The sequence below is a fragment of the uncultured Fretibacterium sp. genome (genome assembly GCF_938030725.1).
GTDB lineage: Bacteria > Synergistota > Synergistia > Synergistales > Aminobacteriaceae > Fretibacterium.
Window position 1 is genome coordinate 1 of sequence record NZ_CALHIQ010000178.1, and the last position, 3,834, is coordinate 3,834.

A 3,834-nucleotide genomic window follows, 5' to 3' on the forward strand; every position below is an offset into this window, starting at 1 on the left:
TGGATGCACACGGACACCCGAAATGATTATCTCTATAAAAATTAGGGAGGGGTAACCCATGAAAACAGCTTATGCGTTACTGAACGATCCTTTTTTGAACAAGGGAACGGCATTTACAATGGAAGAACGTGAGGAATACAACCTCGCAGGTCTTCTTCCTCCCGTGGTGCAGACCATCGAGGAACAGGCCAGACAGGCATACGAAAATGTGTGCAGGAAAACAAGCGACATCGAGAAGCGTCATTACTTGATGGATATTTTCGGACGGAACCGAACTCTGTTCTACTATTTATTCAGTCAGCATATCGTGGAGTTCATGCCCATCGTCTACGATCCTGTGGTGGCGGAGGCCATCGAACAGTACAGTGAGTTCTACGTTGAGCCGCAAAACGCAGCGTATCTGTCCATCGACCACCCTGAGGACATCAAAAAAACGCTGATCAATGCAGCAAACGGGCGCGAGATCAATCTGATCGTCGTGACGGACGCGGAGATGATTCTCGGTATCGGCGACTGGGGAACCAACGGTGTGGAGATCTCCGTTGGAAAGCTCGCTGTTTACACGGCAGCCGCCGGAATCGACCCCAACAAAGTGCTGCCTGTGGTGTTGGATGTAGGCACGAACCGGCAGAGCCTGCTGAATGACCCGCTTTATCTCGGAAATCGTCATGAGCGCGTTCGCGGCGACAGATATTATGAGTTCGTCGATCGGTTCGTAAAGACTGCTGAAGAGATGTTCCCTCATCTGTACCTGCACTTTGAGGACTTCGGACGTTCCAACGCTGCCGTTATCCTGAACAAGTACAAAGATACCTATACGGTGTTCAACGACGATATCGAGGGCACCGGCATCATTTCTCTGGCAGGCATCCTCGGTGCGTTGAAGATCAGTGGGCAGAAACTGCGGGAACAGATTTACATGTGCTTCGGCGCAGGAACGGCGGGTTGCGGAATCGCAAACCGAGTGTATCAGGAAATGCTTGACCAAGGCGTCCCAGAGGATGAGGCGCGAAAAAAGTTTTATCTGGTGGATAAACAGGGTTTGCTCTTTGACGATATGGACGACCTTACGCCTGAGCAGAAGCCGTTCGCCAGAAAGAGGAGCGAGTTTGAAAAGGCCGATGATTTGAGGACGCTTGCCGCGGCCGTGAAAGCGGTTCACCCGACGATCCTTGTAGGGACATCGACGCAGGGCGGCGCCTTTACGGAGGAGATTGTCAAGGAGATGGCATCGCACGCGAAACGCCCGATCATCTTCCCGCTCTCTAACCCGACGGAGCTGGCAGAAGCGAAAGCCACGGATCTGATTGCGTGGACGGATGGAAAAGCGCTGGTTGCAACTGGTATCCCTTCAAAGTCCGTGGAATATAACGGTGTGACCTATGAGATCGGGCAGGCCAACAACGCACTGATCTATCCCGGCCTCGGCCTTGGTGCGATTTCAGTTGGAGCAAAGCGGATGACCGATGGAATGATCTCGAAAGCGGCGCACTCCCTCGGCGGGATCATTGACGTGACAAAACCCGGTGCCGCGGTCCTTCCGCCGGTTTCCGAATTGACAAGATTCTCGGAAACCGTCGCGGTGGCTGTTGCGACGGAAGCGGTCAAAGAAGGGCTGAATACCGTCAATGCGGATAATCCCGCAGAGAACGTCAAAGCGAACAAATGGTATCCGGTCTACAAGACGATCTAAGACAGCTTCCTATTCACACAAAGGCTGGCAGTTGACAACTCAATTGCCGGCCTTTGCTCTGCCCTTTTCGGCTGTAATTTGAATGGCCGTTCGGATCGTGAAGAAGGCGTTGAGCAGTGACCACTACAGAGCTCAGCGAACGGTGTGGGATCTCGCCCGACACGTTGAGGTACTACGAAAGGGTAGGGCTCATTCCCCCCGTCGGGAGAAAAAGTGGGATAAGGGACTACGACGAGAGCGATATCAAGTGGATCGAGTTCATTTTTTGCATGAGGAGCGCCGGGGTGCCGATCGAGGAGCTGGTCCGGTACGTCGCCCTCTACCGGGAGGGGAGCAGGACGACGGCCGAGCGAAAGGGCATCCTGATCCGACAGCGAGATCGGCTGTTGGCCCGTATCAAGGAGCTGAAGGCCCTGGCCAAAAAGCTGAACTACAAGATCGCCAACTATGAAACCGAGTTTCTGGAAAAGGAAAAGCAGATGCTGGGTGAACAGACCAAAAATTAAACGGGGCCTTCCCTGCAGGCCCCGTTCTCACATCCCGGATTCTTGTGCGGGACAGCCCCCGCGTTACGCCTCCGGTCCTCGCCTTATTCGCCGTAAACCTCCTTTGCCACAGGAAACGCTGCCCACGCCTTGGGCCAACCGGCGTAGAAGGCGAGCTGCGTGAGGACCTCCACCATCTCCTCCTTCGTCACGCCGTTCTCCTTCGCCGTCGCGATGTGGTATTTGAGCGGGCCGGTGACGCCGCTGGCAACGAGGGCCGAAACCGTGACGATGCTGCGGTCGTGCAGCGAGAGCACGTCGTTCTTTGACCACACTTCACCGAACAGGACGTCGTCGTTGTAACGGGCGAAGTCCGGTGCAAAATTGCCCAGCGCATCGCGCCCGGCGGTCTGCACGACCTTCCGCGCGGGCCCCTTCCCGCCTTGAGCCTTTTGGATCGTGTCCACAGCCAATTCCTCCTTGTTGTCGTCAACCTGCGCTGTGTGGCAGTCGGAGTTCCGGCGCAGGGTGATGCTGTTCTTAACACTGTACACCCTGAAGCCGGCTCCAGGACAAGCGATCGCGACGCACTTGGAGATTTCACCGACTTGGCGAGGTTCATCTTTCACCGTAATCGAACGGTAAGGAGCGCGACGTCGGCCATGCAGCGAGCCTTCTCCCCTGGGGGACGCTGTCCTCGCTCAGGGCCTGACGCTGACGACGGCAATGTAGTCCATCTGCTTTCGGTGCGCTCTGAAAAAGCCGGACATCCTCCGGAAAAAACCGCGGTCCTGTTTCTTCCAGCCATTCAGAAACACCCGCAGCGCGCCCCAAAGCCCCTCGTCGTAGATCATCCCCCCCAAGGTCATGAGGGTGACGGGCCCGTGCCGAACCTGCAGGTTCGTGAACCCGCGCTCCTCAAAGACGCTTCGCCATCCCGCCTCCGTCAGTGGATAGAACCTGACGTTGATCGCCCGGCTCAACCCCTGAACGAGCTCGGGGGATTCCTCCGTCAGCATGACGTCCTGCGTCAGCAGCACTCCGCCTCTTTTCAGCACGCGGAAGTACTCAGCGACGGCCTTAGCCCGACTTTCAGGGGCCAACATCGTCAGCATGGCCTCGTTGATCACCACGTCGAAGGAGCCGTCGGGGAACGGCAATGCTGTGGCGTCCCCCTCGACGAAGCTGACGCGACCTGCCGAACACGAGGCCGCGAGGTTCTTTCGGGCTTTCGCCAGCGCTTGGGCGTCCAGGTCCAGCGCCGTGACGTGGCATCCATATTTTTTAACGAGCTCTGCGGTCGTCGTGCCCATGTTGCACGCCACCTCCAGGACCTCCGTCCTGGAGCTGAGTTTGCCGCTCTGCATCAGCCAGTCCGTAGCCGTCCGCCCGCCGGGACGCAGCCGTCGTTTACCAAGTCGTGCCAAAAAGACGTGTCCTGCCTCCATAACCATAAAATCACCCCTAGTTCTAAAGTTTATTTAGACTAACTTCCTGGGGTTTATTTTGGCATTGGAGGCAAAAAGAATCTGTTGCTTAAACCACAAAATGGCTGAACTTCGATCCCCCTAAATCGGGGAGGAGGAGGGCGACGGGGCCGCGTCCTGCCTTTCGATCAGTGCGATGAACGCCTCCTCCAGGGTTGGGTCGGGGCAG

The 3,834-nt window shown here is 56.5% G+C and carries 4 protein-coding genes; 2 read left to right on the forward strand and 2 right to left on the reverse strand.

Features of this window, described 5'->3' with window-relative positions; all coding sequences use genetic code 11:
* Positions 1 to 58: 58 nt before the first annotated feature.
* Together Q0629_RS09810 and Q0629_RS09815 are read left to right on the forward strand one after the other, a co-directional pair.
* Positions 59 to 1,693, forward strand: coding sequence for a malolactic enzyme (locus Q0629_RS09810; RefSeq protein ID WP_298781972.1), 1,635 nt, complete (start codon positions 59 to 61; stop codon positions 1,691 to 1,693).
* Between the two features lie 116 nt (positions 1,694 to 1,809).
* Positions 1,810 to 2,199, forward strand: coding sequence for a MerR family transcriptional regulator (locus Q0629_RS09815; RefSeq protein ID WP_298781975.1), 390 nt, complete (start codon positions 1,810 to 1,812; stop codon positions 2,197 to 2,199).
* 83 nt (positions 2,200 to 2,282) lie between these two features.
* Here the strand turns inward: Q0629_RS09815 and Q0629_RS09820 are convergent, their stop codons facing one another.
* Entirely contained in the window at positions 2,283 to 2,732 is a 450-nt protein-coding gene (locus Q0629_RS09820) for a carboxymuconolactone decarboxylase family protein (protein WP_298781978.1), read from the reverse strand.
* A 147-nt stretch (positions 2,733 to 2,879) separates the two neighbouring features.
* Complete coding sequence (locus tag Q0629_RS09825) at positions 2,880 to 3,605, reverse strand: class I SAM-dependent methyltransferase (RefSeq protein ID WP_298781981.1); 726 nt, start codon at positions 3,603 to 3,605, stop codon at positions 2,880 to 2,882.
* Between the last annotated feature and the right edge of the window lie 229 nt (positions 3,606 to 3,834).